The sequence below is a fragment of the Halobacillus sp. ABH2_015 genome (assembly GCF_056158945.1).
Map to the genome: position 1 here is coordinate 2,962,531 of NZ_JBSWUG010000002.1, position 26,159 is coordinate 2,988,689.

At 49.4% G+C, this 26,159-nt stretch carries 20 protein-coding genes; 1 reads left to right on the forward strand and 19 read right to left on the reverse strand.

Features of this window, described 5'->3' with window-relative positions; all coding sequences use genetic code 11:
- Positions 1-133: 133 nt before the first annotated feature.
- The 11 genes from gndA to ACXAD6_RS15555 form a co-directional block, all read right to left on the reverse strand.
- A complete protein-coding gene (gene gndA, locus ACXAD6_RS15505) occupies positions 134-1,546 on the reverse strand; it encodes an NADP-dependent phosphogluconate dehydrogenase (RefSeq protein WP_160836548.1) in 1,413 nt (470 codons plus the stop codon).
- Between the two features lie 31 nt (positions 1,547-1,577).
- Entirely contained in the window at positions 1,578-3,029 is a 1,452-nt protein-coding gene (zwf, locus tag ACXAD6_RS15510; RefSeq protein WP_474970439.1) for a glucose-6-phosphate dehydrogenase, read from the reverse strand.
- Positions 3,030-3,237: 208 nt separating this feature from the next.
- Positions 3,238-4,329: a glycosyltransferase gene (locus ACXAD6_RS15515; protein WP_474969650.1), complete on the reverse strand. Its 1,092-nt coding sequence runs from the start codon at positions 4,327-4,329 to the stop codon at positions 3,238-3,240.
- A gap of 15 nt (positions 4,330-4,344) precedes the next feature.
- Positions 4,345-5,787, reverse strand: a complete 1,443-nt coding sequence (locus ACXAD6_RS15520) for an O-antigen ligase family protein (protein ID WP_474969651.1) — start codon at positions 5,785-5,787, stop codon at positions 4,345-4,347.
- 25 nt (positions 5,788-5,812) lie between these two features.
- Positions 5,813-6,700, reverse strand: a complete 888-nt coding sequence (locus ACXAD6_RS15525; RefSeq protein ID WP_474969652.1) for a PIG-L deacetylase family protein — start codon at positions 6,698-6,700, stop codon at positions 5,813-5,815.
- On the reverse strand, positions 6,697-8,223 hold the full coding sequence (gene murJ, locus ACXAD6_RS15530; protein ID WP_474969653.1) for a murein biosynthesis integral membrane protein MurJ: 1,527 nt from the start codon (positions 8,221-8,223) through the stop codon (positions 6,697-6,699). The genes ACXAD6_RS15525 and murJ overlap by 4 nt, the downstream gene beginning before the upstream one ends.
- Positions 8,224-8,719: 496 nt before the next feature.
- Positions 8,720-11,086 carry a cell wall-binding repeat-containing protein gene (locus ACXAD6_RS15535; RefSeq protein ID WP_474969654.1) on the reverse strand — a complete coding sequence of 789 codons (2,367 nt, stop codon included), beginning with the start codon at positions 11,084-11,086 and terminating at the stop codon, positions 8,720-8,722.
- 24 nt (positions 11,087-11,110) lie between these two features.
- Positions 11,111-12,019: a hypothetical protein gene (locus ACXAD6_RS15540; protein WP_474969655.1), complete on the reverse strand. Its 909-nt coding sequence runs from the start codon at positions 12,017-12,019 to the stop codon at positions 11,111-11,113.
- Between the two features lie 38 nt (positions 12,020-12,057).
- On the reverse strand, positions 12,058-14,271 hold the full coding sequence (locus ACXAD6_RS15545; RefSeq protein WP_474969656.1) for a cell wall-binding repeat-containing protein: 2,214 nt from the start codon (positions 14,269-14,271) through the stop codon (positions 12,058-12,060).
- A 592-nt stretch (positions 14,272-14,863) separates the two neighbouring features.
- Complete coding sequence (locus ACXAD6_RS15550) at positions 14,864-15,574, reverse strand: WecB/TagA/CpsF family glycosyltransferase (protein ID WP_474969657.1); 711 nt, start codon at positions 15,572-15,574, stop codon at positions 14,864-14,866.
- A gap of 15 nt (positions 15,575-15,589) precedes the next feature.
- A complete protein-coding gene (locus tag ACXAD6_RS15555) occupies positions 15,590-16,867 on the reverse strand; it encodes a nucleotide sugar dehydrogenase (protein ID WP_474969658.1) in 1,278 nt (425 codons plus the stop codon).
- Between the two features lie 411 nt (positions 16,868-17,278).
- On the opposite strand from ACXAD6_RS15555, the gene ACXAD6_RS15560 reads away from it, so the two are divergent.
- Positions 17,279-18,295: a GNAT family N-acetyltransferase gene (locus ACXAD6_RS15560; protein WP_474969659.1), complete on the forward strand. Its 1,017-nt coding sequence runs from the start codon at positions 17,279-17,281 to the stop codon at positions 18,293-18,295.
- A 616-nt stretch (positions 18,296-18,911) separates the two neighbouring features.
- Here the strand turns inward: ACXAD6_RS15560 and ACXAD6_RS15565 are convergent.
- The 8 genes from ACXAD6_RS15565 to ACXAD6_RS15600 form a co-directional block, all read right to left on the reverse strand.
- A complete protein-coding gene (locus tag ACXAD6_RS15565) occupies positions 18,912-20,003 on the reverse strand; it encodes an MraY family glycosyltransferase (protein WP_474969660.1) in 1,092 nt (363 codons plus the stop codon).
- Positions 20,004-20,563: 560 nt separating this feature from the next.
- On the reverse strand, positions 20,564-21,121 hold the full coding sequence (locus ACXAD6_RS15570; protein ID WP_474969661.1) for a hypothetical protein: 558 nt from the start codon (positions 21,119-21,121) through the stop codon (positions 20,564-20,566).
- Entirely contained in the window at positions 21,111-21,260 is a 150-nt protein-coding gene (locus ACXAD6_RS15575) for an anti-repressor SinI family protein (protein ID WP_474969662.1), read from the reverse strand. Before ACXAD6_RS15575 ends, ACXAD6_RS15570 begins: the two co-directional genes overlap by 11 nt.
- Before the next feature lie 21 nt (positions 21,261-21,281).
- Positions 21,282-21,524: a helix-turn-helix domain-containing protein gene (locus tag ACXAD6_RS15580; protein ID WP_474969663.1), complete on the reverse strand. Its 243-nt coding sequence runs from the start codon at positions 21,522-21,524 to the stop codon at positions 21,282-21,284.
- A 224-nt stretch (positions 21,525-21,748) separates the two neighbouring features.
- Positions 21,749-22,942, reverse strand: coding sequence for an AraC family transcriptional regulator (locus ACXAD6_RS15585; protein ID WP_474969664.1), 1,194 nt, complete (start codon positions 22,940-22,942; stop codon positions 21,749-21,751).
- 81 nt (positions 22,943-23,023) lie between these two features.
- Positions 23,024-23,161 (reverse strand): anti-repressor SinI family protein, encoded by a 138-nt coding sequence (locus ACXAD6_RS15590; RefSeq protein ID WP_474969665.1) that lies wholly within the window; start codon positions 23,159-23,161, stop codon positions 23,024-23,026.
- 212 nt (positions 23,162-23,373) lie between these two features.
- Positions 23,374-23,829: an IDEAL domain-containing protein gene (locus ACXAD6_RS15595; protein ID WP_474969666.1), complete on the reverse strand. Its 456-nt coding sequence runs from the start codon at positions 23,827-23,829 to the stop codon at positions 23,374-23,376.
- 565 nt (positions 23,830-24,394) lie between these two features.
- A complete protein-coding gene (locus tag ACXAD6_RS15600) occupies positions 24,395-26,101 on the reverse strand; it encodes a phospho-sugar mutase (RefSeq protein WP_474969667.1) in 1,707 nt (568 codons plus the stop codon).
- Positions 26,102-26,159 lie beyond the last annotated feature (58 nt).

The following is a 26,159-nucleotide window of genomic DNA, read 5'->3' on the forward strand; positions in this document are numbered from 1 at the left end:
ACCAAGTTAGCTGAGGCCGGGCCCGCGGCAAGCATCCACCGATAAGCGATGCGCGGCCGTAAACACGACAAGAGCCTCTATAATTTCTCGACAGCATAAAAAAACCCAGGCGCTTGGCCTGGGTTTTTGTTTATTAAATATTCATCCAATCTGTATGGAACGTTCCTTCTTTGTCGACACGCTTGTACGTGTGAGCACCGAAGTAGTCACGCTGCGCCTGAAGCAGGTTCGCAGGGAGTTTCTCTGTGCGGTAGCTGTCGTAGTAAGCAAGCGCACTGGAGAACGCCGGTACTGGAACACCGTTCTGGATTGCAAGCGCAATCGTTTCGCGAAGCTCTTTTTGATACGTTGTTGCGATGTCTGTGAAGTACGGGTCCAACAGCAGGTTGGACAGGTGGTCTTCACGGTCATACGCTTCCTTGATCTTCTGCAGGAACTGCGCGCGGATAATGCAGCCGCCGCGGAAGTTCATGGCGATATCGCCGTACTGAAGGTCCCAGCCCTTTTCTTCACTCATGGACTGCATCTGAGCGAATCCTTGCGCGTAGGAGCAGATTTTACTCATGTACAACGCTTTGCGGATCGATTCGATCGCTTCTTCCTTGTTGCCGGTGAAGTTCACTTCAGGACCGGTCAAATACTTGCTTGCCTTCGCACGCTCTTCCTTCATTGCAGAGATGAAGCGGGCGAATACGGACTCGGTAATGATCGGAAGCGGTACACCTAGATCAAGGGCACTCTTACTCGTCCATTTTCCTGTTCCTTTTTGACCGGCTGTATCAAGGATCACTTCAACCAACGGTTTGCCTGTTTCTTCGTCGACTTTCGTGAAGATATCAGCTGTGATTTCGATCAGGTAGCTGTCCAGCTCGCCTTCGTTCCACTCTTTGAATACTTCGTGAAGTTCCTGAGCGGACAGGCCGAGGACGTTCTTCATAATGAAGTACGCTTCACAGATCAGCTGCATATCGCCGTACTCGATACCGTTGTGCACCATTTTCACATAGTGACCGGCACCGCCGAGTCCCATGTAGGCGGCACACGCTGTACCTTCAACGTTCGCTGCGATCGCATCGAAGATCGGCTGCACTTCTTTGTAAGCTTCGATTGGTCCGCCGGGCATGATGGAAGGACCGCGGCGCGCGCCTTCCTCTCCGCCGGAGAAGCCGGTACCGATGAAGTGGATGCCTTTTTCTTCTAAGTAGGCGGCACGGCGCTCGGTATCTTCGTAATACGTGTTCCCGCCGTCGATCAGCATGTCTCCTTCATCAAGGTGAGGCACAAGGCTTTCGATCACTTTGTCGGTTGTTTCACCGGCTTTGACCATCATAAGGATTTTACGTGGGGATTCCAAAGAAGCCACGAATTCCTCGGCACTGTAGGCACCGCTGACGTTGCCGGTGTTTTCTTTGTTTTGGACGAGCTCATCGACACGGTCTGTCCAGTAGTCGTACACTGATACTTTATATCCGTTATCTTGAATGTTCAGGGCAAGGTTCGCACCCATGACTCCTAAACCAATGACACCGATGTTCTGTTTCTCCATGTTTCAATCAGTCCCCTTCTCTATCCGTAATTTATACTTCCCACCAGGTATAACCGTCTTCGTTCAGCAGTTTCTCGGCTGCTTCCGGTCCGTGGGATCCAGCGTTGTACGTATGAAGCGGAAGCTCGTCGGCTTCGAAGGCCTCAAGAATCGGCTGAATCCACTGCCAGGAAAGCTCCACTTCGTTCCAGTGCGCAAAGTACGTGGCGTTTCCTGCCATGGCGTCATTCAACAGGTTTTCATACGCTTCCGGCTGCTCATCCAGGTTTTTCGTGAAGTTGACGTAGGCCGGTTCGAATTTCTCGTTGCCGTCATCCTTCAGGTTGACGCGCAGACCGATGCTTTCATTCGGGTTGATTTCAATCAGAAGCAGGTTGGATGTAGCGCCTTCGGAATCCGGCTCATCCTCGACTTCGTTCTTGAACTCGATGATGATGCGGGTCGATTTCTGGCTAAGACGCTTTCCGGTACGAATGTAGAACGGAATGCCTTTCCAGTATTCGTTATCGATGTACAGACGGGCAGCGAAGTACGTGTCGTTGTTGGATCCTTCTTCGACACCATCTTCCTCGTGATAGCCGACAACGGACTGGGCGTCCACTTCGCCTGCTTCATACTGACCGCGGACGACATCCTGCTGGATATTGCCCTCATCAACCGGACGCAGTGCCTGCATGATCGCCGATTTCTTCTCTTCGATTTGCTTGGCGGACAGCTTTTCCGGGTGGTGAAGAGCGGTCATCATCACTAATTGTAACAAATGGTTCTGCACCATATCGCGGATCGCTCCGGATTTATCGTAATAACCCGCACGTGTACCGACACCGACGGTTTCACTGGCGGTAATCTGTACGTTGGCAATCTGGTCATGGTTCCACAAGGATTTCAGAATCGGGTTCGGACGGATCAACGATTCCAGGTTCTGCACCATCGGCTTGCCTAAGTAGTGGTCGATGCGGAAGATTTCTTCTTCATCGAACGCTTTTCTCAATTCAGCATTCAGGTGACGGGCGGTATGCAGGTCACTGCCGAACGGCTTCTCCACGATCAGCTTTTTCCAGCCGTCGGTTTCTGTGATGCCGCTCTTCTGAAGCGATGCCGTAATCGGCTCGACAAGGCTCGGCGCCACAGATAAGTAGAACAGACGGTTCTGTGGAATGGATTTCTCTGTTTCACGCTCTTCAATGAAAGCCTTCAAGTCGGCGTACGACTGCGGTTCCATTGCGTCAAAGATGAAGTAGCGGAAGCTTTCCAGAAACTCTTCCATATGGGAGGGATCCGCTTCTCTACGGGAGAACGTAGACAGCGACTCCTTGATGATTTCACGGAAGTCCTCCTGGGAATACGGCCGGCGGCCTAAGCCTACGACAGATAGAGAGGACGGCATTTTTCCTTCGACATATAAATTGTATAAAGCCGGATAGATTTTACGTTTGGCAAGATCGCCGCTGGCTCCGAATAATACGAAAGTCATATCATCCATAAGCTGAGCGGAATCGATTCCAAGCTGACTTTGGTTGCTTTGTTCGTCCATTTTCCTGTTACCTCCTGTTTCTCTGTACGATTCATTTACACCGCCTATAGTATAAAACATGTCAGAGGATTATGTAAGTAATCCACCTTAAACGAGGTGAAAGAAAAGGGAAGCCGTCGTCCGCTTCCCTTCCTTATGGTTCATCTAAACCGGCAGGCTATGCACGGTTGTAAAGATCAATGATTTCATTTAGCAGCCGCTCCGTATCGCTTTCCTCGGCTGCCTGTTCGCCGTTCTCGATCAGCCGCTTACGCAAGAGCTCATCCTCCATCACCCGCTGCAGGCCGGCCTGTAAGGAAGACACACTCTTCGGCTCAACGAGCACACCGTGATCATCCGCCAGCAGGTAGGAAAGACCACCGACATCGGACCCGACCACAGGGGTGTGGCACGACATCGCCTCAAGAGCGACGAGACCGAAGCCTTCGATGTAGGACGGCAGGGTGAACACATCCGCCGCTGCCATCCATGTGGCGACCGTCTGCTGGTCTTTCGGTCCGTGAAAATGAACGAGGGAGCTGTTTTCCTGCTGGACGCTCTCTTTCAATTCCTGGAGGTAACGTTCTTCTTTGACGCTTCCAACGAGGTGGAGCTCTACTTGTTTATTCTGCTTCTGGATGTTCTGTACGGCTTCCAGAAGCTCGGTGAGCCCTTTCGCCTTGATATGGTTGCCGACAAACAGGATGTGAAAATGATCCGGGTTCAGCCCGAGTTCTTTTTTCGCTTCGGTACTGTCGACCGGCTGGAAGACACGGCGGTCGACCCCCATATTAATGAGGGACACCTTGTTTTCCGCGACCCCAAAGCCGTCGATCACTTCCGATTTCAATGCCTTGCCCACAACGATGACGTGATCAGCTTCATGAAGGATCTTTTTCGTCAGCTTCTTGATCAGGCCGCTTTTTTTCGCCATCTGATCGAGATCACCGCCGTGGGAGGTGACGATCAGCTTCGTTTTGAACAGCTTCTTGAACAACAGTCCGGGCAGGCCGCTCGGGAAGATGTAGTGCGCATGCACGACATCATACGACCGCCCTTTCGTAATGAAGCGGGCAAGGATTTTCAAAAGCCAAATCACATACTTGCGGATGAGGCTGCCTTTCCCTCCGCGGTTATCACGGTTGACGGCGGTATCAACGGAGATCTCTTTTTCCTTCAGGGCCTCCACCTGATTTTTCACAAAAATGCCGTACGTCGGTGTGCGGTGACTCGGATACATGTTGCTGATGACGAGCACACGTTTACTCATAAGCGCCCTCCTCGATTAGAGGTCATATTCATGCTCCGGCCGCATATTCAAAAGGTAGCCGAGCATGGCGAAGTAGAAGATCGTGAACGAATCGCCTTCCCAGATGTTGTACACCATCCCGGCGGCATAGGCCGCAAGCAGAACAGCGAGGAGCACCGGACCGAGCAGCGTTTCGTTCCGCTTTTTCCAAATGTGGTACAGCATGTTCAGCAGGAAGATGGCGAATAAAATGACACCGACGGCCCCTGTCTGGGTGATGATCTGGATGTACTGGTTGTCCGAGAAGAACTCCCGTTCAATGCCGTAGTCATCGTAGATCGGTGAATCATAGCTCAATGTCGCCCCGTCCCCGAACGTAGCAAAGCCGGTCCCGATGATCGGATGATCGAGATAAATTTCAAAGCCTTTGCTGACAATCCAAATACGTCCGGACTGGCTCGACTGCTCACGTGTTTCTTTATCGATCGTTGAGCCGAGTCGGTCTTTGAAGCTTCCTTCACTGTCGTCATACTGCGACTGCTTCTCTTTCTTCTCTTTTCCGAAGTCGGTGTTCTCGACGATCGACGTTCCGATACTGACCGGCACAGCGATAAGAATTACACCGGCGGCGAGCGATATGAGCAGCGGCTTCAGGAAGTTCCACTTTCTTGCTACAACAACGTAAATCGCAAGCGCAAGTGCGAACGCGATCCATGTTCCACGTGAATACGTGAGACTCCAGACGCCGAACAGGCAGGCAAGGGAAACGTAGGTGAGCCACAGCCATTTGCCTGTAAAACGGTTGCGGAAGTACATGATGATGATGATGGAAAAGGACAGGTAATACGCCAGCACGTTCGGGTTTCCTGTCATTCCGTAAATACGGATCCGGTTCGTTGCAGACAGCGGCATATCCTGCCAGCTCTGCGGGAGAAAGACGCCGCGTAGGGACAGCTTTTCAACCATGCCGTGGATACAGATCAGGAAGGTCATGATCAGCGTCGTGAGAATAAACTTGTTGATGTCTTCCTTCGTAATGTGCAGCCTTCTTGCTATGTAGAACACGAGGTAAAACAGCAGAAAGCCGCGTATCTGGAAGATGATCGCTGTCAGGGATACACCGGTCAGGTACGCCGATACCGCTCCGACAATAAGGAAGCCGAAAAAGGCGTATTCAAACCAGTAGAACTGGAACAGCTTTTTTAAATCCTTGCGGTACATGAGTAGGACACGGAATAAAAGCGCAAAGATGATGATGTCGCCGATCCCTTTTAATGCCGGGTTGAATTCCAGCAGAAACGGGCGGATCGGGAAATACGTAAATAAGATCAGCAGCGAGTTCTTCGGCTTGAAGAGTGCGTAGCCGGCGAAGAACAGCATGATCAGTAGATCGATCACCGTGTTATCGAGAGCTGCGCCGATGAAGAAAAGCGCAAGCGCGACGAACACGAAGTATAGTTTTCTCCATGGGATAGGCATGGGGGACACCTCTTTTCTATGATGATTAGTTGATGGTTTTGCGGTACAAATCCTTCTTCATGGCGTAGTTTTTGAAAATCGCCCACAGCAGTGTATCGGTACGGTTGACCTGCTTGAACTTCTCCGGGAAATCATAGCCCATCTGATCGAGCACATCGACGTGTTTCACGAAGTTGGATTTGTCCCATTCGATGAACGCCTCCGCAGTCTCTACAGGATCAGACGCCAGTTTTCCTTTGTAATGGTTCAGCTCCAGGAAGCCGTCAAAAGCGATGGCCTGGGAATCGAACACTTCCGTCGCCTCCACTTTCCTCTCATGCTGCTCGGACGTGTCGACGAGGCAGTTGATCGAATCCGGCGGGAAGGCACAGTTGATTTCATACATGCGGATTTTCGAGCGTACGTTATCCATCCGCTTCAGCGTATCGCTGAGCAGTTTGGCGGTAGCGCTGTGATCGGTATGCGCATCAATGAACGGCGTCGTGTAGATGATGTCCGGGCTCAGGGTTTCGATCTTTTCCTTCAAGTATTGAATCGCATCCGGGGTGCTTGATACACCGCCGTCCGGAAGATTCAAGTAGGCGACGTCCGTCAGTCCGAGGATGTCTTTGACCTTGTCAATCTCCTGGCGGCGCTTGGCATTCAGCTCCTCCGCACTCATCTCAGAAACACTGCTCGCTCCATCCGTGATGAACACACAATGGACCTCTGCTCCCTGATCGGCGTGCTGGCGGAGGGTGCCGCCCGGCCCGATCGTTTCGTCGTCCATATGGGGCGCGAGGACGAGCACCTTCTGGACCGGTTCATTTTTCAGCGCCATCAGGTCTGCGTTATAGTGACGGCCGAGGATGAATTTCGTCATCGGTGCGTTGACCGGACGCACCGCGTTCATGAACAATTCTTTACGACTCATGACGTTGCTCCTTTCTTTTTCCGTTTCGTAACATTATGGAGTAGAAACATAAAGGCGTCCGACTTCATAACAAAAGCGGATCCGACAAAGACAACCGCGCCGACTACGGCGACGATGATAATAATGAATAGGTTGGGAAGACCTGTAATCAGCGGTTTGACGGCCAGGACGGCTCCCGTCATAAGCGCGGCTGCGGCTGTGATTTTCGCGTAATCGATGAGGATGGACTTGAAGTTGAGTCCACCGACAAGCTTTGTGAAAACGATGAGGCATGCCCCTGTATAGAAGAGCGCCATCACAGATGCCGCAAGCGGGATGCCGAGGTAGCCGAGCCATTCGGCAAACACGAAGTTGAAGACGACGTTCAATAAGATGGAACCGACACTGATCATGAGGATCAGGTGGCCCTTTTTCATAGTATAAAAGCCTTTGTTGATGATGTTGTTGAGACTGAAGAACAGGACGGATCCGAAGTAGAAATACGCGACCTGGGTCGTGGCTTCGGTCGCCTTGTTATCAAAGGCACCGCCTTCATACAACAGCTCGATCAAGTTCGGCATCAAGAGCATCATGCCGATGATCGACGGCATCAACACGAGGTACATCGTTGTGAGCCCTTTTTCGATACCCTTTTTAAACTGCCCGGTATCGTTCGTTGTAATCGCTTTAGATAATAACGGGAAGATAATCGTTGCAATCGTCACCCCGAAGATCGCCTGCGGCATGTGCACGAAGTTCTTCGCCGTATTGATGTACATGACCGCTCCCTCGCCCTGGTAGCTGGCAAAGACCGAGCCGACAAGCAGGTTCACCTGGCCGACCATAACCGTCAGTCCTACAGGCAGGAAGATCCAATAAAACTGGCGCACTTCCGGCCAGTCGAATTTCTCTTTCAGCGTCAACGACTTCTGCGGAACGACGATGAACGCCTTGAAGATGAGGGATAGGACGGTACCTACCGCATAACCGATCGCCAGCAAGTACGCCCCGATTTGGTTGGCGAATAGGAATGCGCCGGCAATCGAGCTTAAAATGACGATGATTTGAGAAACGATCGACAGGGAGAACTTGTTTTCCGCGTCAAAGAACGCCTCCAGCACCGAGTTCATGCCGACGAACGATATACACGCAAAGAAGATGACCGTCACCCAGATGGCGATCTGACTCGCTTCCGGACTGAAATCCGGATACAAGAGGGGAATCAGCACCGGTGCGATGGCCATTCCGATAATCGAAAGAACAAGAGCAAGTCCGGCGGTTCCTTTGAAGACCTGTCCCAGATGCGAGCGGCCGCGTTGTTCCTCCGCCGCCTGGATATAACTCGGAACGAGCGCATTCTTCATCCCGTTCTGCATGAATAAAATCAGCATATTCGGAATAATGAAGGCAGCCAGGTACGCATCCGCCACGTAGCTTGCCCCGAAGTAGTAGGCGATGACCATGTCCCGGATCAGTCCGGAGACTTTCAGGATCAGAGTGGCGCCGATAAACAGTATGCTCGCTAAACCTAATTTAGATTTCACACAAATACCTCTTTCACGTTTGCTAAAATCAAACAAATTTCGCTATGTAACACTATAATCCATACTTGTTGATTTTACCATAACCTTAAACGAATCGTAATCGTCTAGTCATATCTTTTCCATATATGGGCAGAAGCTCATGCGACCTGAGTGGGGTGGGGGTTGAGGTGGATCGGCGGGGATGTGGGTTTGTCGATCTATCGTGGAATTCGTTGATATATGAGCCGAATAATCGATATACGCGGATAATCATTGATAAATGCGGATAATCATTGATATATCCGCAGAATCATTGATATCGGCGGATTTTCGTTGATATGTGCTATGAAGGGCGGCGGCTGCGCAGGGGTGGCGACCCATATATCCGTGATTCGACCGATATAATGCGGATTTGACTGATATATCCGCGCTCCGACCGATATCCACCCGCACACCCCCCGCCAACGCAAAAAAACCGGCTGCTCCTCAAGGGAACAGCCGGTTTTCTTCTATTATATCAGCGGCGGATACTTTCCAGCTCCACCTCGGCCTCTTCGGAAATGGCTGCATTTCCACCCAGGTAGTAGTTCTCCGGGCTGATCGGCAGATGGTTCAAGTAATTCTTCACGGTTGATGGTACGTTGTCTTTTCTCGTCAAAAGAATCGGTGCTTCGTAGGAAGCGGCGAGCGGTGAGCCGGCAAGAGCATCGACGACTTCCTCCCCTTGGGCGAAGAACACCTCTTCCAGGCGGTGGTCGTTGAAGTACTTCTCGGCAATCTGCACGCTTGTGCTGTAGCGGTCAGGTCCGCTCACACGCTCGACCGTGTCGACGATACCTTTCAGCTGGTTCTCAACGGTCTGGTGGACAGCCCCTGTACCGCCGACAATTGTCGCTTTTTCCACGCCGTTTTCACGGATGAAGTTGATGACGTTGTCTTCAAGCTTGTACGGCAGTGTCAGAAGGATCGGTGTGTTCTCATCGCCGGCATATGGGGCGATGGAAAGGGCGTCCGTTGATGTTTCATCAGAGGTTGTGATGAAGATTTCATCGACGTTCACTTCATCCGCTACTTCGTCGGCCACTTCATAAGCGGTTTCGAAGCGGTTGGCTCCGGACAAGCGCTCGACATTCGAAGAGCCGTATTTCTGCTTCAGCTGGTTTTCAACAGAAGCGGAAACCGCTCCTTCACTTCCAAGAAGGTAAATCTTCGTCGGGTCCATACGTTCCAGTTCTTTTTCCACGGTTGCTGGAAGCTGGTCCGTCTGTGTCAAAAGAAGCGGAGAGTTGTGATAAGCGGCCAGTACACTTCCAGTCAGGGAGTCGATCGGCAGATCCCCGCGTCCGATCACTGCGACATTCGGTTCGTTCCAGTGCCAGCCGTAGTTGGACAGGGCGGTACTTGTTTCATAACGGTTGATCCCGGAAAGACGGTAGCTGTCCGGCTCCTGGGTGGCAGACAGGTAGCTGGAGGCGACATAGCCGGTTTTCCCGCTTGTCGTTTTCACCGGGTACCATGCCCAGTGCTGGGTGTTGCTGTCATAGCCGACCGGGGCGCCGGTCACTGTGACCTGCTCGCCGCGTTTCAGGCTTGTGACAACTGTACTGTTTGGTGCTTTGCGCACATTTAGACTTCCTGCGGTTACGTATACTTTTTCCCCCGTACCGAAATCATGCTTCGTCGTATGAAGAGGTCCGGTTGTTTCCACGTTGCTTTCTTCAAAACGCATGATGCCGTCTTGATAAGGGTTCAGCTTGTGCGTCGGGAATGGGGTGACGTTAAACAATCCATAGTTGCGCATGCGGTCATAAATCTTTTCCTGATAGGCAATATACCCGTTCGTAATCGGGTTGTTACGCTCGGAAATGCCGTTATAAGCTAAAATAGCGAAATACCAGTTTTCAATCACATCACGGTCGCCGTCATTGACCGTAGGAATAAGATCGTAGTTGGCATAGTTCCACTTGGACTCAAGAATCTTCAGCCCTTCACGAATGTTGTAGCGGATATCAGTGGAAAGCTTGTACACTTCTTCTTTTCTTTCCTGGTCGTTCTCAATGAAGCGGTAGTCGGACACCTGCATGATGCCGATTCCGATACAGTCATAACCAAGCTTCAGGTTCGTTCCGTCCCAGGCAATTCCTCGTGTTTTTGAAGGCGTACAGGAATTTTGATAATGGGTGACAGGCGTGCGGCCCGGATCCCAGTACTGCTGCCAGCCACTTTCCTGATAGGCAATCGCTTTGACTATTTCCGGGGGAATATCGAAATTTTCGGCTTCTTCGGTCAAGATGCGGTTGATTTCGGCATAGCTCGGATTCTTATATTTTTCATTGACCGCGGCTTGAGATGTGACCGTGTTCTGCAGAGACATTTTTTCCTCTGTTTTCCCTTTCGTCACGTCACCGCCGGCAATCGTGAACGCATCTTCCGCCAGGGCTTCCGGCTCTGTATCGATGCTGTCTTCATCAAGAATCGGATATTGTATCATAAGTTCTTCTCCGGACAGTTCGAATGTCGAGCGGTCATAGGCTTCGGATTCGAACACTATCTTTCCATTAGACAAGTTGTACGCATCAAAGAACAAACTTTGAGCTGACCCGTCGGCGCGATAAACGACAACGAGCGTTTCTTCAACAAGAATAAGATCCGTAATCGTGCTGAGCTGTGTCGTTTCTTCAAGCAGTTCTTTCCCTTCTTTGGTTACAGAAAGGTTCGTTTCAAGTTCTTTGTTTTCAACGTCAGCGGTCACAGAGTCATTGATTTCAAAGGAAGCTTCGCTCTCCTCGACGACCCATGTGTTGGAATCTTCTGCACTAACAAAGGCTGGGGCGGTCAGGCAGGCCAATAGAAAAGCAGAAATGCATGTTAATAGTCTTTTCACACTCATCCGTCCTTTTATCGTTTTTTATTCCTGAATCTCCGTCAGTTCTGATGTCATCGTATAGCCGTTGTCCCCTTTGTCCTCGACCTTTTCACGGATCAGGCCGTACTCAGGGGCATAGTGGTACATCGATGTCACCTTGGAACCGGACGTTCGTTGAACAACGAACACATTTTCAAATTCTCCATAAGGCGTAGCAGTCGTCTGAGCTTCATCAAGAATCTGGAAGTTCGCGGAGCTGCCGGTGGCATCAACAAGAACATCAATCGTTTCATGCGCTTCAAATGAATCAAGCTGACTGGACGTATCCTCCGGGTTGGACTCCTGGTAGACAACAGCAATTCTGCCTTCTGTGAATTCAAGAATCTGCAGGGTCACCATGTCTCCGAACGTCACAATCTGCTGGACGAAGCGGTCGTTCACATCCACCACTTCATGTTTCACTTTGTAATCTTCGTTCTGTGTGAATGTTTTCGTCATCGGCCCTTTCGGCATGTACGCCTTCAGACCGGCGGAGGAGCCTGCTTCCTCAGTTTCTTCCGAGTCATCGGATGCGGAAGAGACAGTATCTTCGTCTTCATCCGTCGTTTCTTCCGGCTGTTCTTCTTCTGTCGGTTCCTCTGCAGCGGTTTCCTCTGATGGATCCTTTTCTTCAACGTCAGATTCCTCTTCGGTCGGCGCTTCTTCTTTTGCAGGCGCTTCTTCCTCAGGAGCCTCTTCCGTCTGTTCCTCTTCAGAAGGTTCTGCTTCTTCCTTCGTATCTTCTGAAGGGGTTTCTTCTGACGAGGTGTCTTCTGATGGGGTCTCTTCTTCCGTTGGTTCCGTTTCACTGTTCTCTGGTTCTTCCAGCTGTTCAGCCTGGTCGACATCGGTGCCGGAACAGGCTGAAAGCAGAAGAACAAAGAACAGGGCGATAAAGCTGAGTTTCTTCATCCAATCCCTCTCCTTTGTTCAAAAAAGTACTGATTGATTTAGTTTAAGTGGTCAGCGATTTGTTTCTGGCTGTCCTCATCCACGACAGCTCCGATGACTTGAAGCTGTTCGACGACGTTTTCCCCGCCGTATAGATCGAGCTGTTTTTCAAGCTCAGGGTTCAGCTTGTCCCCAACGAGTACGAGGGGTGCGGACGTTCTCGCGGACAGCGCCGAAGCTGTTAACGCATCCGGGTAGTTCTTACCTGTCGCCGCAAGGACGGTATCGGAATTCATGTCATCCTGGAAGTACTTGAGCGCAGCCGCAACGGTTTCATAACGGGTCGCTCCGGACAGACGCTCCACACGATCCGCTCCGTTCGCCTCGACAAGCTGTTTTTCAACATCTTCCGAAACTACAGCGGTTCCGCCGAGAATCACGACTTCTTTCCCGGTCAAGTACTTCAAGCTGTCGCTGCTGATTTCATCTTCTCCTGTCAAAACGATGGACCAGCCATTGGCTGCTGCGACAGAGGAGGCTTCCAGGGCATCGGGGAAGCTGGTGCTTGATGCAACAAACACACCTTCTGCGCCTTTCAGATTTTCATTGATTTCAAGATTCGTTTCGATACGCGTGGATCCTGAGATGCGGTCGACGTTATAGCTCTGCTTCAGCTCTTTTTCAATGCCTTCAGAGATGGCGTTCGTCCCGCCCAGAATAACGACGTTTTTCGTATTCAGCCGCTGCAGTTCCTGTTTCACATCGTCACTGAGTTCATCGTCACGGTTCAACAGAATCGGAGCGTTGTCATACTGAGCAGCGAGCGGACCGGCAGACAAGGCATCGGCGAACTCAAACGCTGTCGCAAGGACGACCGTTTTTTCTCCGTCCAGCCCATTCGGATACAGCTGCTTGGACACTTCAATCGCTGTCTTCATCCGGTCTTTACCGGCAAGTACAGTCGTTTCAAACGAATAGTTGTAGCTGTCATCCATATTGGACCAGACCACATCTCCATCGTTCATTACCTTCGTGTTCTTCCACTGCTCGGCATAGGCGACCGCTTCCTGTTCGCGGTAGAAGGATTTCAGATCACCTTTGTCAGAATGGGAAACCGTGTAGTCTTTATCCAGATAGTTGCTCCAGATCACTTCGTCCTGGGCTTGATCCAAAACAGATGTGTTTTTCCACTTCACCGCATAAGTGACAGCATCATCAAGGTTGTAGGATTCGTACAGGGCCCCTTTGTTGGAATGCTCGACGACATAGTTTTTGTCCAAGTAGTTGCTCCAGACGACTTCGCCTTCTTCGTTATCAACGACGCGCATATTCTTCCAGTCATCGGCATAGTCGATGGCGTCTTCTTTTTTCACGAACAGCTTCGTTACAGAAGACTGGTTGGAATGATAAGCGCCATACCGTTTTTTCGTATTATCATAGACTTTTTCCTGCGTGTACTTATCAAGAACATAGACGTTGGCTTCGTCTTTGGCGTAATCGATCGCGTCCTGTTGATCATAAAAGATTTCAAGCCGTTCGCCGTCCATGTCGTACACTTCATACACTTGGAAATAGGCATTGACACCGTCAACGACAGCCTCCGCTGCTTTCTGCTGGAAGGACGATGTTTTAATCAGGGCTTCTTCATCCGGGTTGGACATGTAACCGAACTCTAAAAGAGCTGCCGGCATGTGGGCGTTCCGTGTAACATACAAGTCGGATGGGACAAGGCCGCGCCCTTCTTTCAACGGGGCTCCATCAAGAATGTTTTCATGGACGGTGTAAGCCAGCCGCTTACTTTCCGGTGAATATTCGATCTGCTCCTCGGATGGCGGATAGGTCTTGTTAATCCCTTCATCAATATCAAAGAAATAGGTTTCATACCCTCTCATATACGGGTTGGATGGAAGTGCATTCGAGTGCACAGACAAAAAGATTGAGTTATCATTGTTTCCATTCACCGCGTCGTGGGCGATATCCAGACGCGCCTGCAGATCATCGTGCAGATTCCAGGCAAAATGGCTGTCATCTGTGCGTGTCATATGTACGTCGTAGCCGGCATCCTCGAGCTCTTCCTTAATTTCTTTGGACATTTCCAAATTGAAGTGCTTCTCATAATAACCCGTGGATATACCGGAATATCCGGTCGTTCCGGAGAACCTTCCTCCATGACCCGGATCAAGGATAACTGTTTTTTCAGCCTGTGCCTGGGCCGGGTAAATGACAAAAAGTGCGAACAGCAAAAAGAAGCCGCCTATATGTGTTTTTTTCATATGAACCTCCTGCATAATATGAATCATAGATAGCTAGAGTCTAAAGTGGACGGACAGTGATATATGGTTTCATGCAGCGATTTTAGCGGAGCAGTCCCCTCCTTTTGTTTTGGCTCTGATCCCATAAAAAGTGTGATTCAATCGTATATAATGGTAGGTTTGCTGGTTTGTTTAGTCGGGTATATAGTCAATAGGGTAGTAGTGTGTCTAATGATGCAAACTTTCATGGTCATTCGATCCGATGGATGAATACGTGCCGGTAGTTTGTATATCGGCTTATTTGTCGAAAGGGTTAAATATTCGGGAAGAAATTCCGAAAAATTTCTACATGATTCTCTATGTATTTCCAAAATAAGCCTCTACGAGAATAATATGTTCATTATATAAGAGGATTCGACGGCAAACAACATACCTCGGCGTATCTTTGCGCAATTTTAACTTTTTAAGTTCAAAAGTAACAGAAATCACGTAGAAGGATCGAACTACTTCCACCTCCCCTTTTTTCTAACGGTGATGAAAGCCCCCTGCTTCCATCATCACGAAATCCGTCCACATAAAAAAGCAGCGGTGCAAGCACCGCTGCTTTTTCTTTTTACTTATCTCTCCATACCTTCAGCAGAAACAATGGAAGGCGGATCTGGCGTTTAATCCGCCACGGCTCAGAAATCAGCCGGTAGAGCCATTCCACACCGAAACGCTGGAAAAGCGCCGGGGCGCGCTTGACGCGGCCGGAAATGACATCGAAGGAGCCGCCGACACCTTGGAAAATGCTGACATTGAGCTCTTTCATATGATCGACGATCCAATACTCCTGACGGGGGCTGCCGAGGGCTACAAATAGAATATCGGCACCAGACTCATTGATCGTCTGGATGACCTTCTGTTCATCTTTTTCATAACCGTCCAGTACACCGGCAACGTGGAGGTTCGGATACTGATCGATGAGCTTTTCCTTCGCTTCCGCTGCAACGCCGGGTTTCGCCCCGTAAAGAAAGACGGACTTTTCGTTGTCTGCAGCCTGCTCGCAAAGGGTAAGCAGCATATCAATCCCGGTTACACGTTCCTTGATGCCGCCTTTGTTCAGCTTGGAAGCCAGAAGAACGCCGACACCGTCGGGAATCTGGTACGTCGCTTTGTTCAAAAGCGCCTTTAAATCCTGATCTTCCTGGGCTTTCAAAATCTTTTCCGGATTGATCGCCACAATGAAAGACTGGCGCTTTTCATTGATATCATCCAATACATTCTGCTTCAGCTGCTCGTACGAGTGGCTGCTGACGTCTACACCTAAAAACTTTTCCTTCATGATTTCACCTGATCTTTATCCGTTTTTGGAGTCACCCAGACGCTTGGCGATAAAACCGGCTTCTGTCCAGTTATCGAGGTTCAGGGCGTTCTTCGTATCATAAACGACGCGGTTGTTCATCTTACTCTTGATGTAGGCTGGGTCGAGCTTCTTGAATTCATCGTGATCCGTCAGAATGACAAGGATGTCCGCTCCTTCAAGCGCTTCATCCATATCCTGTGTCTGGTTGGAGGCGACGTTTTCTTTAATATGCGGATCGAACGTCTTGAAGCTGATTCCTTTTTCAACGAGCTCAAGAATCACTTTCAAGGACGGACTTTCACGCTGGTCATCGATGTTCGCTTTAAAGGACAAGCCGAACAAGGCCACTTTCGGATCCTGAATGAACTGGTCCTTCATCAGCTTCTCGATCTGATTGGCTGTGTACACCGGCATGTTATCGTTCGTATTCCGGGACAGCTGGATCATCTGGGAAAGATCCGGCTGGATTTCAGCAAGGAACCAAGGATCCACAGCTATACAGTGACCGCCGACACCCGGGCCGGGTGTATGGATGTTCACACGCGGGTGATAGTTGGCAAGCTTGATCGCTTCCCATGCGTTGACACCGATCTGGTCGCTGATCAAGGCGAGCTCATTGGCAAATGCAATGTTCACATCGCGGTACGTATTTTCAATGACCTTGGCCATTTCCGCTGTTGTCGCATCCGTCAAGTGGATATTCGCTTTAACGAAAGAACGGTAAAGATCCTTCGTCATTTCGGAGGATTTTTCATTGATTCCGCCGACGATCCGGTCGTTTTCGACCAGCTCCTGGAAGACCTTCCCTGGAATGACGCGCTCCGGGGAATGGGAAACGAACAAATCAGTTCCGATTTCAAGACCGGTGTCCTTAAGGACCGGAAGCATCACGTCTTCGACGGTACGTGGAGGAACGGTGGATTCCAAAATGACAAGGTTGCCTTCGCGTACGTAAGGGACAATCGCCTCTGTCGCTTTACGTACATAATCGAGGTTGGCGGTTTTATCTTCGCGGATCGGGGAAGGGACGGCGATGATGAAAACATCGGCCTCTTCCGGCTCCACCGCCGCTTTGAAGTTACCGGCGTCAACCGCTTCCTCCAGGCGTTCCTGCAGACCGTTCTCTTCTATATGAAGCTGCTTGGCATTAATCATGTCGACAGCTTTCTGATTCACATCAACTCCATGCACTTTGTGCCCGTGAATGGCGAACATGACGGATGTAGGAAGACCAATATATCCTAATCCGACTACACATAGTGACTTCTTCATACAACAATACTCCCTTTCTCTGGCCCATCCATAATCAAGATGCGGTTCCTTAGATCTATTGTTTTATCATGTATTTTTTGAATGATTCCGCAGCCCTTCTCCTTATATCATTCGACAACTTCCTATCTTTATGACGTCTGCCGGTGATGGAGAGGGGTGAGAACCTGTTTATGCAATGCTTTCGACATCATCTAATACCCGTCAGCCGTACACGGTCAAACGTTCCATGACATTACCTTCCATTATAGCTGATTTTATGACAGAGTTCTATCTTGAGATAAAAATGTCGCTTGAATGCCATCGGGATTTAATGAAACGTCACGAACTTGTAACAGAGACCTTCTGCCATCCACGGGCGTTCTTTGTTATACTTTGGGAAGTATTTTTTTATACGGAAAGGAAAGAAGCATTATGGCAGTCCGCCGTTATCAACCAGGCGATGAATCCCAGATTCAGACCCTTTTTCAAAAGACCTTCCACCAGGAGCGTCCTCTTGACGCCTGGGAATGGAAATTCAAACAAAACCCTAAACATAAAGAACCCTTCATCCTCGTCTTCGAGGAAAACGGGAAGATCCTCGGCCACATCAGCTTATGGCTGATGAGCGCCTACATCAAAGGATGCATCGAAACGGTCGGTGTCCGTGTCGACACGATGGTGGATCCCGATGCCCGCGGCAAAGGCATCTACAAACACTTGAATGACGCCTTGATCGAAGAAGGACGCAAAGCCGGCATCACATACCTGTATGGTTTTCCTGCCCCGAAAGCGAAGGAATTATTCCTGCGCTACACCGGTGCGAGCCATCTGACGGATATGCCGCGCTGGATGTATGTGCAGAAGCCTGTCAGCCTGCTCGCTTCCAAGCTGTCCCCATTGAAAGTCCTCAAGCCGCTGGACCGTGTATATGGAATGTTCCGGCAGTCGAAAAAAACACCGCACGGCTATGAGGTAAAACGGATCACCCGGTGCGACCAAGCGTTCGATAACCTGGCTGAAGAGACGAAACATACGGCGGACGGACTCGTCGTCCGTGATGCCGCGTACTTGAACTGGCGCTACTTCGACCATCCTGTCCATCCCTATAAGATGACCGCCCTCTATAAGCATGGACAGCTGCAAGGGTTCGTCATTACGCATGAAAAAGAAGGACGCTTCCGTAACGGGATGATCGTCGACTGGCTGGCGGTCGATGACGACGCCTGGCGGGCTCTCCTTGAAGAAGCGCTCAACGTCCTGAGGGAAGCGGATGTCGTCCAGTCATGGGCTCTGCCGTCGATGATGCCGGCGCACCTGATGAAAAAGAATGGATTCGTCCATAAAGACAGTCCGATGCCGCTCGTCGGAAAAGAAATCGAATCGGACAATACCGACATGAATGACCCGGATAAATGGTTCATCACACCCGGAGATGTCGATTCCTATTAAAGAAAGCAAGGGAAGCCGCTGCTCCTCAACTTGTAGAGAAACCTCTGTTTCTTTACAAGCTTTTTTCTTACCGCCAGGAGCGAAAGCCCCTTCCCTTTCCGCGGACGAGCGACCGAGCTTCCTCGCAAAACCCACGCTCGGCGATCTCGGCCCACTCGTTCTTCCGCAGGAGTGAAAGGGGCACCGCTCCTTAGGAATTCTTTATCATCGAAAAAGACTCTCCTTCACCCCGCTCACCTCTGCTGGATGGAGGAAAAATTCTTTCATATTGTGGAAGGAGTCCGTGAAGTTCAACCTTGAGAATCATCCATAAGCAGCCGTTTTTTTGAATCTGCCGTTGAAACTCACGTTCGGAACGGATGCCATAAAATAACCCGATGCACATCATTTTGAATCATACAAGAGGATCCAGGGAAGGACGTCCATTGTCTTCAGAATAGCAGGGCCGTACTTTTTCGGGAGGTAAAAGAGAAACCTATGACGGAGTAAGTGATTTTCCGGGACAAGCTCTTCTATAATTACAATTTTTATAGGATAACAAATGAACAAGGTGAAAAAAAAAAGAAATCAGAAAAAAACAAGGCTGTCGATAAAGTCTCGACAGCCTTGTTTTTTATTATGCTTTTTCTTTTTCTTTGTTTTTTTCGCGTTCCTTTTTCGAAAACAAACCGATGATCGGCCGCTTGCCGCGGTAGACGACTCCTGTCATTTCTGCAAAAAGATGAAGCAGAAACAAAAGGACGAACGTGATGATCAGCGATATCCCGAAGGATGTCAGCGAAAATAAGAGCGCCAGCAGGCCGAATAAGGCACTGAAGGCATAAATGATCAGAACCGTTGCTCTGTGGCTGAAGCCGGCGGCAAGAATTTGATAATGGATGTGTTTGTTATCCGGCATCATAATCTTCTGCTTGTTGATCATTCTCCGCAAAATCGAGAACAACGTATCAAACACCGGCACAGCAAGGACGATGATCGGAATGACAAAGCTGAACAATGTCACGTTCTTGAACAGACCGACCATGGAAATGACGGCCATGGAATAACCTAAAAACAGGGATCCTGTGTCCCCCATGTAAATCGAGGCAGGGTTGAAGTTGTGGAACAAGAACCCGATGTTGCTTCCGATCAGAACTATACATAAATAGACAATGGAAATCTGCGGTTCAATGGCAAGCGCCATCACCGCGATGCTGATCAGGGATATAGTCGATACACCGGCCGCCAGTCCATCCAGGCCGTCAATCAGGTTGATGGCATTGGTAATACCGATGATCCATAGAAACGTAAAGATGATGCTGATGGGATCACTCAGAGAGACCATTCCGATGAACGGAATACTAAGCACGTCCACTTTCAAACCGGAAAAGATCAAAACAGCCGCAGCAGCCACCTGGCCGCCAAGCTTGAAGATCGGCCGGATCTGATAGCGGTCGTCCAATAATCCGGTCAAGACGATGATGAACGCTCCGATGATGATCGGTCCTATATACGGCATATCCGGGCGGATAAACAGCATGCCGGCGGCTGCTCCTCCAAAGATTGCCAGCCCGCCCATGCGCGGGGTGATTTCTTTATGGATTTTACGCAATTCCGGATAATCCATCATTTTCCATTTAACAGCTAGCTTCATAACAGGGAATACAAGCGCATAGCTGACCGCCATCGACAGCAGCAGCGCTACGATAATTTCAACAGTAATGTTCATAGAAATCCTCGCTTACTTGGTAAGTTTACTCTTGTCGGTATTAGTATATCACAGGCACGCGAAGATTCCGTTATCTTTCCCGTGAGCCTTTTTTCTCAGCTTATGTAAAACCCGGAACATGGAAAAACACCGCCATAGTCCTCAGCGATGCTCCACACGATCTATTCCTGCAGCTGCTGAATCAGCTGGTTGATGACTTCCTGAGATGATAACAGTTCGGAATTCTCCGTCCGCTGGATGATGTTCTCCAGCACTTCTTTAAGATTCTCCATACGACCCACCTTTTCATTTATGATGTTCCTATATATTCCTATTTACTTAACGGTTCGGTATCAAACGCCTTTTTCCGACGGTCCTCATGTAAGGACACTTCCTGCTGTATGCCGTCTTGGAATAAGCGTCCCCATATTTTCTACGTTTCTCGGAATGATCTGTCAATAAAATTCAAAATACTTTGTTACATCATAATCTATTTTTGTCAGAATGAAAAGAAGAAAATGGTAGAAAAGGCCGTTGATCTTTCGACATCGCAAAAAAACCGGCCCTTTTATAAAGGCCGGTTAAGAAATGGCTGCCCACCTGCGCGTCAATGTCTTCAGCTCATAGCTTCCATGAGCGAAACGATGGACATGTTTCCGTATGACCGCACCACCTTCACGATGGTACGTAAAAAAGACGACAGCCGGATGAAAAAGAGAATCATAGAAGAACAGTGGATTGAAGCTGCGGAGCTGCTTTCCAAACGGCCAAGCACCGAACAGATCAAGTGTACGGGCATACCTATCGTCGAGGACGGCCTGGGTGATGACTCCGGACGTCTCGTTCGTATATTCCAGCAGATGGTGATAACAGAGGGACGCCTGCAGGTAGGAAAGCGGGGACTCATCCCCCGTCACAGCCTTCATGAACGATTCTTCCCATTGAACCGTTTCTTTCTTTCTCCCTCCTATCCTGCCGTTGATCACAAAGATATCCCATCCAGGCTTGATGAGCAGCTGGGAATACTGATCCACTATGGAAGAGAGTGTGCAGGCTCTGCGTTTGTCCGTGACACGCGGGGAAACCGCTGTGACATTGCGCCAGCCTGCTTCTCTCGTGAAGACGGTTTTACCCTTCACAGTCCCCCGTCCCTTCGGTGAGAAGTTCCGGCACCCGGGGATTCTCCAGGAAATCCTTGACCTCCTCCAGACTCAGACCGAGCTGTCTGGCTTCTTTGATCAGAGTCACCCATTCTCTGTATTCCTCCTGTTTCACCATATGATCGTCTCCTTTCGTCCGCTATCGGCTCTGTCCATTCCCCGTTTCTTCGGCATACTTATGCGTTAATAACTCTTCCAGCGGTACCTCCAGCGTCCGGGCGAGTTTTCCCATCACGATTAAGGAAGGGTTCTTCTGTACCCCTCTTTCAATGTTGCTGATATACGATTTGGATACACCAGAACGTTTGGCAAACTCGTTGACAGATAAACCTCTGCCGGTGCGCAGGATACGGATTTTTTCACCAATCGGCGTCACTTCCACCTACCTCACCTTCCATCGTCAGATGACTCCTGACATAATTAACCTATCTTTTTGTTCGTTATTAAGAATATTATAAACGCTGTTCCATTGGAAATAAACAACCATTTTTCATTATAAAGAACATATATTCCACACATTCCTGCTTGTATCTTCTATATACTCACAAATAGTCCGTTTTTAAGAACAATTCCTCACAAAAAATCAGCTGAAACTGGATCAGCTGATTACTTTTCCTTTATTCGATATTTCTGACGGAATTCTTTCGGACCGATCCCTTCCACACTTTTGAAAACCCTTGTGAAATAACTCTGGCTGTTGTAGCCGAGCAGCATACTGATATCCATAAGCGAATGCTCTGTGATGCATAAGAGCTCTTTCGCTTCGGTAATCCGCTGCTGATTGATGAACTGGGTGATCGATACGCCGGTTTCTTTTGTGAAGACGCCGGATAAATAATTCGGATTGACGTTCAATGTTTCCGCAATTTCCTTTAACGTCAAATCTTTCGTCAGGTTTTGGAAAATATATTTCTGTGCGCGCTCCACCAACGGAGAAAAGGACTGCCTCCCCACCCCCTGGATTCTTTCCAGGAACGAACGAAGAATGATAGATTCCAATCCTTCCAGTTCCTCGACGGTCTCTTTCGTCTCCAGAAAACTGATATGGAAATCACTTAATGACCCTGTTTCATCCGGCTGCGCTCCTTTTTCTACACAAAGAAGGCTCAATTCCGTAACCAGACGGATCAGATGGTTTTTAAAGGAACGCACATGATTTTTTATATGAGAGAGGTTATTGTCCATCAATGCATAATACGCTTCCACTGCCTGTTTTTCCCCACGTTTGAAACGTTCCATGAATTCCTGCTTCGACGCCACCGTATCCGGGTAGGATTCAAGCGATGCCGCATATTCTTCATAATGATGCAGAAGATCAGGCTCTGTTGGATCTTTCTTCTCTTTTTCCTTTTTCCCTGGCAGCACATGCTGTAAGACGCGCTGGATGGATGCCAGTTCCTTCGGCGTCCTTACCGGCAGATGATCCAGGTATCCGGCAAATTCCTCTGCAAGAGAGGAGGAAAGATCATTCATAATCAAACTCAGCTGGACCTCTTTATAGTCTGATATTTCATGGAGGAATGGACCGAGCAGGGCGACCACGGTTTCCTTCTGTGGATTTTCATACGCATAAAAAAAAGCATACTGGTTAAAAGGATCCTTTAACAGGTGCAGGGTGCCGGGCATCTTCCTTGCTTCCTGAAGATAAGGATGGCGGGTTTCCAGAATTTCTTCCGGTGGTTTAAGAAAAGTGTCAGGATATTGAAAGATGGCTGCGTTCTTTCGATCGATTAAATGGACTGGTATATTGAATGCAATGGCACAATCTTTGAGCAGATTGATCATTTCAAAGTTTTTCATGCCGACCCTCCTTCCAACTACTACTATATACTCATTATAATGGGAGGCATAAAAAAAGACACCCTTGAAAAATAAAGGGTGTTATACTAGTTTATACAGTTCCGTTCCGCCGCGCAGGAAATTTTCTACTTCTTCCTTACTCAGGCCTAAAGCTTTCGCTTCCTGTATCAAGTCGATCCACTCATCATCCAGCAGACGATCTTTAGGCATCGCTTTCATCTTGTTAACCTCCCCGTTTCCCGGTTCTTCTTTTCCTAATCCTGTAAGTATAAACCTATTATAATGGATTATACGCCACCACATTTGAAAAAAATTCATATGTTTTTAACATTTATCACTTATATTTCAGTATTTTTAGGAAAATCGTTGTGGTTTTATGTAGAATAGTATATCAGACAAAAAGAACCGGGCCAAAATAATCAGCCCGGCACCTATGAATGCATCGCTTTCCATTTCTCGGTCAGCACTTGGAAAGCTTCCTGATCGTCCTCATCAATGGCCTGATCGATCAGGCGCCGGAGGTTTTCTTTTTCCAATTCACGGATGATGGCTCTCACTTCTTTAGATGATTGCTGGCTGATGTCAATCCCCTCTTCATAATACGGCGACACAATCGAATGAAGGTGTGTCAGAAATTCCGGCAGCTGCAGCAAATCCGCTACGGATACATACACCATATTTTTACCGCGCTGAAACACGAAAATATCGAAGACATTGTGCACCTTCTGACGATTGCGGTCGATGATTATTTCTCTTGCTTCCATTGGAATAAACTGATAAAGTTCGTCGTCAATAAACAATGAAAAGTACTGGTAGGCTAAGACGATGCGAATAAAACGTTTATCTTCTTTAACATAATATGGCTTCAACATCTTTATGTTCAACATGGGCCCACCCCTTTTTATGTTATATCTGAATTTTCAGTATTTTATTCTATTATCGCTCATTTGTCAATCAATTGAAAGCCCTTTCTAGATGGATCCGCAAAGTTAGGCGGAACAAATCCGGCCCCTTGAATAAGGAGACCGGATTTTCAGAATGCAGGCATAACCGATATCCTCCAGGCCCTCCAGGAGCGCAAACCATTCCCTTTCCGCGGACGAACGGCCAAGTCTCCTCGGGGAGACCGCCCTGCGGGGCCTCGGCCGTCCGTTTTTCCGCAGGAGTTGAATGGTCTGCGCTTCTTTCGGAATTGAAAAGGATTTTCCGATCCTTACTGGGTAAGGTCTCGTGGAGCGTTCGGTGGTGACGCCTGCGGGAACAGCGCGAGCCGAAGATCCACTTGGACAGGTGGTCTTCCTGTCCAAGTTAGCTGAGGCCGTGCCCGCGGCAAGCATCCACCGATAAGCGGAACGTGACCACCCACCTACAAAAAGGGGGGGGGCGCCTCTATGAGAGGAAGAAGGAAATTAAAAATCCGGTCCCCTGAAAAGGAGACCGGATTTCATTTGATTAGATGATGGCGTGGAGACGCTCGTCGACCGCAGCTTTGACGGACGCAAGCAGTTCTTCACTTTCACGGCGTGTAGTGGACTTCACTCCGTAATAGAATTTGATTTTAGGCTCTGTTCCGGATGGACGCAGGCAGAACCAGCAGTCATCCTCAAGAATGAACTTCACGACATTGGAGGTCGGAAGATCGATTTCCTCTGTGGTTCCTTCCTGTACCAGCTGGCGGACCGTTGTGGAGTAATCCTCCACTGCCATGACTTTCTTTCCGCCGGCTTCCTGAATGTCCGCCTCACGGAAATCGTTCATGATTTTCTCGATCGTATCCGCTCCTGATTTTCCTTCCAATGTGACCGACTTCAAGTCTTCAAGGAAATAGCCGTGCTTCTGATACAGCGTATCCAGGGCTTCCACCAGTGTTTTCCCCTGGCTCTTCCAGTAAGCCGCCGCCTCTGCGGCAAGTACAGCAGCCTGGACGGCATCTTTATCACGGGCGAAATCCTTCACTAAATAGCCGTAGCTTTCCTCGTAGCCGAAGAGGAACTTGTACTCGCCGGACTGTTCGTACTCGCGGATTTTCTCTCCGATAAATTTGAAGCCTGTCAATGTATCCAGAGAGGAAATCCCGTAGGAATCAGCGATCACACGGCCGAATTCAGACGTTACGATCGTTTTCACAAGCAGGCCGTTTTCCGGAATGGAAGCGCTCTGGCCGAGAATATAATCAAGAAGCAGGGCCCCTGTCTGGTTACCAGTCAGCACTTTGTACTCCCCGTTCTCATCCGGCACGGCAACGCCGAGACGGTCTGCGTCCGGATCTGTAGCCATCAGGATGTCCGCGCCCACTGCTTTCCCCTGATCGATCGCCATTTCAAAGGCCTGGTGTTCTTCCGGGTTCGGTGAAGCCACCGTTGAAAATTCCGGATCCGGCGTGGCCTGCTCTTCGACGATGTGCACAGAGTTGAAGCCGTTCTGCTTCAAGCCCTGCTCCACGAGGTGGCGGGCAGTTCCATGCAGCGGTGTGAACACGACCGAAAGATCTTTCGGCAGGTCGCCGCGGACACTTACGGTTTTCAAAGCTTCCATATAAGCGGCATCGACGTCCTCGTCCACCCAGCGGAGCAGACCGTCCTGTTCCAGCTGCTTTTGGTCCGCTGCTTCTACGTTCAGCTCATTTTCGACCTTGTTGACGAAGTCGATCATCACTTCCGCCTGGGCTGGAGGCAGCTGTCCGCCGTCTTCATTGTAAGCTTTGAAGCCATTGTATTCCGGAGGATTGTGGCTGGCGGTGACGACAACACCTGCCGCCGCCTTCAAGTGACGGACCGCAAAAGACAGCTCCGGTGTCGGCCGCAAGGATGTAAATACATAGGAAGGAATGCCGTGGCGTCCAAGAACCTTCGCTGTTTCAACTGCGAATTCTTTCGACATATACCGGGAATCGTACGCAATGGCAACGCCGCGCTTGGACATCCCCTGGTCATTGACATAGGAAGCCAGACCTTCAGCGGCTTTCCGAACGGTGTAAATATTCATCCGGTTTGTACCGGGACCGATTTTCCCGCGCATACCGCCTGTACCGAACTCAAGGTTCTTGTAGAAAGCATCCTCTAAAGATGCCTCGTCTTCTACGATCTTTTCCAATTCGACGGACAGATTCTCATCAAGATCAGAAAAGTCTTTCCAGCGTTTGTATTCGTCTTTCCACATGTCCAACACTCCTTTGTCTTTTGGCGGATCGGCCGGGCCGCTCCGCGCTGTTATGTAG